This is a genomic window from Polaromonas sp. P1_G1 (genome assembly GCF_056405595.1).
Genome location: NZ_JBFUBU010000319.1, coordinates 1 through 354, shown reverse-complemented (window position 1 = coordinate 354; position 354 = coordinate 1). Strand labels below are relative to the sequence as shown.

The window sequence follows — 354 nt, the reverse complement described above, 5'->3', positions numbered from 1 at the left end:
CACCAACGATGTGCCCGTCACCGTGGGCACCATTGCCAACCTCGCCCAGGTCGACAGCACCGCCGTCTCCATTGCCACCGCGGGCAAGTTCTCCGATGTCGACAGCACCGATGTGCTGACCTACAGCGCCTCGGGCCTGCCCACCGGTATCACGATCAATACCGCCACCGGCTTGATCACCGGTACCCTGGCCAACAACGCGTCGGCTTCTGGTCCCTACGCCATCGTGGTCACCGCCGATGACGGCCATGGCGGCTCCGTGACCCAGAGTTTCACGCTCACGGTTACCAACCCTGCGCCTATCGCCAACAATGACTCCGGCTCCGTGGCCGAGGACGCCACCCTGTCTGTCTC

At 64.4% G+C, this 354-nt stretch carries 1 protein-coding gene; it reads left to right on the top strand.

All coding sequences use genetic code 11. The annotated features are described in order from the left end of the window. Window positions 1–354: putative Ig domain-containing protein (locus AC1D1Y_RS27025; protein ID WP_477685042.1), on the top strand; the 354-nt coding region annotated here is incomplete at both ends.